Raw genomic sequence first — 6022 nt, 5'->3', positions numbered from 1 at the left:
TTATTATGTATTTTAATAAAAAAGAAGAATATGTTTGTTGTTAAAGAAAAAAATATAAAAATTACATGTGTTTAAGCATATGTAATTTTTTTTACTATGAAATATATTTTGATGAAAGATTTCTTAGTATGTTATGAAAGTTAGTCATAAAAATTACAGTTACATAATATATATAAATTATCAAGTTAATTAATAAGGGGGTATTAATAATGATTAAAAGTAGTGGAATATTTGTTAAAATAAATTATAAGTTGCAAAGTTGTATAAAAAATAACAGAAGCCATTTAGCAAAAACGTATAAAGATAGTAATAAGCCTAAATACATTCTTTGCGCTGGAATATATAATAAAAATGGTGGAACTATAATATTTCATGCAAATAATTTTAAAGAAGCTGAAAATATTATTAATAATAATCCTTTTATTAATGCTGAAAATTATTCATTTGAAATATTAAGTAAGAACTATATAAATCTTTCAACTATAGGAATTATTAATTAGCATATAAATAAATTTTAAAATTTGCATAGAAGTAAAGCATGTATGCTATAAAATAGTATACATGCTTTTGGTTATATATCTAAAAGATTTTTTTTATAAGTACTATATAATTCTTTTAGCGTTTCCATATTTTCATCTAGTTTTAAATGAAGAATTGAAGCTTTTTCATAATCATTTTCGTTTATAGATTGTTTAATTTGAGTAAATAAACTTCTAGTATGATAGCTATCTTTCATTATTAAGTGTCTTAATTCATTTATTGACATCCAATTTGATACATCTAAATCTAAAGCTTTATCTAAGCAATGAAGAGATTTAGTAGCTCTTATTTCATTTGTATATTGAGGAATAAGTCTATAGACTACTTCAGTAGACCATCTTGTTAAAGTGGCTAATCTAAAACTATTTATAAGTTTATCTGTAAAAACATTATTTACTTTTAAAACATTTAACTTTTCATTATATTTATCGAAAGCAGATAAATTTTCAAATACAGTAGATGGTGCATGACCGAAGAACTGATTTCTTTCTTCTTCAGTAAAATCTTCAAAAACATCTTCTTCACTTCTATAAGATCTAGAATATTCTAGATAATCTGCTTTTTCATTAGGTTTTTTAGATAATTCTTTAAGAAGTTCATCTTCAGATTTATTATTTTCAACAGCATATTTAATACCATCAAGCATAGATAGATAACTAGCTGCTATGCATAAATAAGTATTTGTAAATGGATTTGGAGATCTTAATTCAAATCGTGTTGCTAATGGATTTTGAGGATCTCTTATTAAGCCAGCAAGGATTGTTCTATTTCTTGAAGGAATTTCTGGACTTTGTCCAAGCGAAGTAACAATGCAAACAGGTGCTTCAAATCCAGGTTTTAATCTTTTAAGGGAATCAGTTGTAGAGGATATAAATGGATTCATTATTTCGTAATTTTTTAATAATCCCATTATTGCACCATAACCAATAGTACTTAAAAAATGATTTTTAGTAGCATTAAAAAGATTTAATATTTTACCATTTTTTAATTTTAAACTAACTCCTAGATGAGTATGTTCTCCACTTCCTGCAACTCCATCTATAGGCTTAGCTAAGAATGTAACTTCTAATCCATTTTCTCTAAATGTTTCCTTTACTAAAGTTCTTATAAATAATTCATTATCAGCAGCTTGAAGAGCATCTGAATATTTCCAATCTATTTCAAGTTGTTCCATAATATGATTGAAATGACCTGTTGAATCAAGTTTAGCTTTAACTCCTCCAACCTCTTTATGTCCCATTTCAGGTTCAAATCCATATGAATCCATTAGTAATAAGCTTTTTTCTAATGCTGTTCTTACATTACCTTTAGTTCTTGTCCAATATTGTTCTTGTAATACTTGAGAGGTACAAAGTTCTTCGATTTGTGCTTTATCATTAGGTGTTTTAATCCAAAATTCAAGTTCTGTAGCAGAGGTTAATAAAATATCATCTATATCATCAAAAGATATTTTTAAACTTTCAAGTGTGGAAGGATTATTCTTTAATAGCTCTAAAAGAGATTGCTTAAAAGTATCTATAGCATGTTTAAGAATATGTCTAGAATCCACAGCTTTATCTTCATGAATTAAAAAGCAAGGAATTCTAAGAGTTCCAGTTGGATTATTTGTAGAAGAATCTAAAAAGTCATAATTATAATCAATAAACCAATTACAATCAATATCAGCAATCATATCTACTTTAGCATTATTAAGAGTTGCTATTCCAGGGAGTACAACTGATGAACCATCTGTTTGAACTGCAGTTCCGTGAAGAAATGAATCTATATCTTTTATAAATATTTTTACTGGTATTTTTTCATCCGTATCATTTCCAGCAAGGTCTACTCCAACTAAAGAAACAAATTTTATTTCAGGATGTGAGTTTAATATTTTTATTAAATCTTCTTTATTATGATTTTTTTTAGGAATTGTATAAATCAAATTATTACTCATAGTATTAAATTATTACAATTAGTATAATAATTGTAATAACTATAGTCACTTCCTTTCATATATAAATTTAAAATACATTAAGCGAATGAATTTTAAATCATTCTAATAATGGTTCGTGTAATAAAATTATATTAAACAAATTTTATTATATGATGTGATTAATGTCAATAAAAATAAACTAAATTTAGTTAATTGTAATGGATTTATTTTATAGAAAGTTATAAAATATTTTTATTAACATATTATACTTTTTGGAGTGAGAAGCGATATGAGATATATAAATTTCAGAAATAATCCTATAGGTTTTTTTGATTCAGGAGTAGGTGGATTAAGTGTAATGAAAAAAGCTATAGAGATTATGCCAGAAGAAAGTTACATTTATTATGGAGATTCAAAGAATGCTCCTTATGGAACAAAAACTGTAGATGAAGCTAAAAAATTAACATTTAATGCAGTGGAGTTTTTGTTACAAAAAGGTGCAAAAGCAATTGTTATAGCATGCAATACTGCTACTTCTGCAGCTATTAAAGATTTAAGAAATACATATAAGGAAATCCCCATTATAGGAATAGAACCAGCACTAAAACCGGCTGTTGAATCAAAAAAAGAAGGGAAAATAATAGTAATGGCAACTCCTATGACTTTAGCTGAAAAGAAGTTTAATGATTTAATGCAGAAGCATAATAATCATAAAGAGATAATATCTGTTCCCTGTGCAGGATTGGTAGAGTATATAGAAAAAGGAATATTAACAGGAAAAAGTTTAAATGATTATTTACAAAGTAAGTTAGGCATATATAAAAATAATAAAATATCAAATATTGTATTAGGATGTACTCATTATCCTTTTGTAAAAGATGAAATAAGAAATATAGTGGGAGAATATCCGAATATTATAGATGGTAGCTATGGTACAGCTAGAGAACTAAAGAGGCAATTATTAAAATTAAATTTAAAAAATAATAACTGTAAAAATGGAAAGGTAAATATATTAAATTCTAGCAATGATGATAAACTTGTAAAGTTGAGCAAAAAATTATTAGAAATTTAAAAATACAGAAGTATACATAATTGAAAAATAAATTTTGAATTATGTATACTTTTATTAAAAAGTTAAAAATGTTTGTTAAAATATTGACAAAAAAATAAAGAGTTGATAATATATAGTCATAGAAATGAATTGTCAGAAAATTTAAAATAAATAAACAATAAGAGTTTGATTTGGGGGTAAATTTTATGAATATTAATGTGAAAGAGTTTTTGGGGGAAAATTTTTCAGTTGAAGATGCTATAATTTTAAGAGAATATATAAAGAATAATTTAAATGATAATATAGAACTAGACTTTAACGGAGTGGGAAAAATTTCTACAAATTTTCTAACTTGTTTATTTACAGAACTTATAAATAGGTTAGGAAGAGAATCTATAATTAAAAAAATTAATGTTAAGAATTTATCAAATTATACAGATTATTCTAGAGTGGTTAAAGGTACAACTTTTAATTAATATTTTATAAAAAAATAATAGGAAAATATGTTAAAAAAATATTTTAGAGTATTAAATCATAAGCTTATAAAGATTAAATTAATGGATTGTTGTCTATTATATTAGTCTTTATAAGCTTTTTATTTTGTGGATATTTAAATAATAAGAAAAATAATATATAATTTATAAAAAGGAAAACTATTCTCATTAAATAAAATTTTGTTTAATGAAGGATTAATAAAAATTAAAAAGACGATACTATATAATAGTTTTTATTTTGAAAGGAGATATTTATATGAATCCAATAGTTACAATAAAAATGAAATCAGGAGAAATTATGAAAATAGAATTATATCCTGAAATTGCTCCTAATACGGTTAAAAATTTTGTAAGTTTAATTAAAAAAGGTTTTTATAACGGAGTTGCATTTCACAGAGTAATTCCTGGTTTTATGATACAAGGAGGATGTCCAGAAGGAACGGGAATGGGTGGCCCTGGATATAGAATAAAAGGTGAATTTACTAGAAATAAATTTAAAAATGATTTAAAACATGCAAGAGGAGTTTTATCCATGGCTAGAACTATGGTAAATGATTCAGCAGGAAGTCAATTCTTCATAATGGTTGAAAATTCACCTCATTTAGATGGACAATATGCTTCTTTTGGAAAAGTAATAGAAGGAATGGAAGTTGCAGATAAAATAGTAGCAGTTAGAACAGATTATAATGACAAACCTTTAGAGCCTCAAGTAATGGAAGAAGTAACAGTTGAAAATGCTGACAATATAGGAGAGCCAGAAACTCTTTAATTTATAACTAGGGATTGGTGATATTTATGGCCATGTTAGAAAATGAAAAATCAATGTTAGTTTATGGACTAAATGAAGAACAAATTTCAGATTTGCAAATAATGGGTGTGAAATTAATTGTTGTTAAAGATGAAATGGTTGATATGAAGATAGATGATATATTATCAGGTTTAAGATTTGAAATTGTAAATAATAAATTAGATTTGCAAGAACAAATAATAATTTTTAACAACCTTCCTGATGAAGAGCTTAAAATGATGATAGGAGTAGTTAAAGGAATAGTTAAAAATCCTATATTAGCAATGGTTACAGAAAGTTCAAGACAATGGGAGTTTATTAATTTAGCAAAACATTTAATTGAAGAAAGAAATTGGCATATGGAACATGAGAAAGGAAAACTATAAATGAGTAGAGTTGGGGAAAGAATAAAACAGGCTAGAGAAAAAAGCGGACTAACTCAAAAAGCATTAGCTAAAAAACTTGGAGTTGCAGAAAAGTTTGTTAATGAAGTTGAAATAGGAAAAAAAATAATTAATGAATCATTAATAGATAAAATTTCTAAAGTTTTAAAAGCTGATTTAAATGATATAAGTATGGTTGTTACAGATGAAGATTTAAAAAAGGAAAAGCAGTTAGAAGTAAAAAATGTAGCACCAACTAGAAGAAATTCAAAATCAAATGGCGAAATAAATGAAATGTGGAATCAAGCTTTTGGTTCTGTGTTAAAAAATGTGCCTATATATGATTATAATTTAAATAAACTTATAGGATATAAACAATTACCTATAAATTCAAATAAAATAGAAGGTTATTCTGCTGATAAAGTATTTTATATAGTGATAGAAAATAATGATATGACAGGTTATAGAATGCAAAAAGGAGATTTAGCATTTTGCAATTCAATAAAAGAATTAGAAAATAATTCTATATGCTTAATAGAGCTTAATGGTTTAAGAGTGGTAAGACAAATTAAAAAACTAGATAGTTCAAAAGTACTTTTAATTAGTAATGGTGGAAGTATGAAAACAGAAACTACTAATATAAAAGAAGTTACACCTATAGCAAAATTAAATAAAATAGAATTTATATTATAATAATGTTTAAAATACACTTAAAATTAAAAAATTTTTAAGTGTATTTTTTTTAGTAAAATAACTTGTTTAAATATGTTAATAAACTTATTAACATATTCACATTGTCTTGTGGATAACTTAAAAAAATAATCAATTCATTTAACAATTATGAATATATTATAT

Annotated in this window: 7 protein-coding genes; 6 read left to right on the top strand and 1 reads right to left on the bottom strand. The window is 24.7% G+C overall.

Annotated elements, in window-relative coordinates; translation table 11 throughout:
• The first annotated feature begins 209 nt into the window (after window positions 1–209).
• On the top strand, window positions 210–500 hold the full coding sequence (locus GBZ86_RS11520) for a hypothetical protein (protein ID WP_152890814.1): 291 nt from the start codon (window positions 210–212) through the stop codon (window positions 498–500).
• 71 nt (window positions 501–571) lie between these two features.
• On the opposite strand, the gene GBZ86_RS11515 is transcribed toward GBZ86_RS11520, so the two are convergent.
• Window positions 572–2473, bottom strand: a complete 1902-nt coding sequence (locus GBZ86_RS11515) for a type I glutamate--ammonia ligase (protein WP_152890812.1) — start codon at window positions 2471–2473, stop codon at window positions 572–574.
• 268 nt (window positions 2474–2741) lie between these two features.
• Between GBZ86_RS11515 and murI the strand changes: the two genes are divergently transcribed.
• From murI to GBZ86_RS11490, 5 genes are all read left to right on the top strand, one after another.
• Window positions 2742–3524 (top strand): glutamate racemase, encoded by a 783-nt coding sequence (murI, locus tag GBZ86_RS11510; RefSeq protein WP_152890810.1) that lies wholly within the window; start codon window positions 2742–2744, stop codon window positions 3522–3524.
• A 185-nt stretch (window positions 3525–3709) separates the two neighbouring features.
• On the top strand, window positions 3710–3979 hold the full coding sequence (locus GBZ86_RS11505) for an STAS-like domain-containing protein (protein WP_152890808.1): 270 nt from the start codon (window positions 3710–3712) through the stop codon (window positions 3977–3979).
• A 274-nt stretch (window positions 3980–4253) separates the two neighbouring features.
• Entirely contained in the window at window positions 4254–4766 is a 513-nt protein-coding gene (locus tag GBZ86_RS11500; RefSeq protein WP_152890806.1) for a peptidylprolyl isomerase, read from the top strand.
• A 26-nt stretch (window positions 4767–4792) separates the two neighbouring features.
• On the top strand, window positions 4793–5170 hold the full coding sequence (locus GBZ86_RS11495) for a DUF3783 domain-containing protein (protein ID WP_152890805.1): 378 nt from the start codon (window positions 4793–4795) through the stop codon (window positions 5168–5170).
• Window positions 5171–5860 carry a helix-turn-helix domain-containing protein gene (locus GBZ86_RS11490; protein ID WP_152890803.1) on the top strand — a complete coding sequence of 230 codons (690 nt, stop codon included), beginning with the start codon at window positions 5171–5173 and terminating at the stop codon, window positions 5858–5860.
• Window positions 5861–6022: the final 162 nt, after the last annotated feature.

The sequence above is a fragment of the Clostridium tarantellae genome (assembly GCF_009295725.1).
Classification (GTDB): Bacteria; Bacillota; Clostridia; order Clostridiales; family Clostridiaceae; genus Sarcina; species Sarcina tarantellae.
The sequence above is the reverse complement of the archived record's forward strand: the minus strand, read 5'-3'. Positions and strand labels throughout refer to the sequence as shown.

Bases quoted from the DNA above. Each gene is read 5' to 3' on its own strand.
- GBZ86_RS11500 (WP_152890806.1), top strand. From the start codon at position 4,254: ATGAATCCAATAGTTACAATAAAAATGAAATCAGGAGAAATTATGAAA.
- GBZ86_RS11490 (WP_152890803.1), top strand. From the start codon at position 5,171: ATGAGTAGAGTTGGGGAAAGAATAAAACAGGCTAGAGAAAAAAGCGGA.
- murI (WP_152890810.1), top strand. From the start codon at position 2,742: ATGAGATATATAAATTTCAGAAATAATCCTATAGGTTTTTTTGATTCA.
- GBZ86_RS11505 (WP_152890808.1), top strand. From the start codon at position 3,710: ATGAATATTAATGTGAAAGAGTTTTTGGGGGAAAATTTTTCAGTTGAA.
- GBZ86_RS11520 (WP_152890814.1), top strand. From the start codon at position 210: ATGATTAAAAGTAGTGGAATATTTGTTAAAATAAATTATAAGTTGCAA.
- GBZ86_RS11495 (WP_152890805.1), top strand. From the start codon at position 4,793: ATGGCCATGTTAGAAAATGAAAAATCAATGTTAGTTTATGGACTAAAT.
- GBZ86_RS11515 (WP_152890812.1), bottom strand. From the start codon at position 2,473: ATGAGTAATAATTTGATTTATACAATTCCTAAAAAAAATCATAATAAA.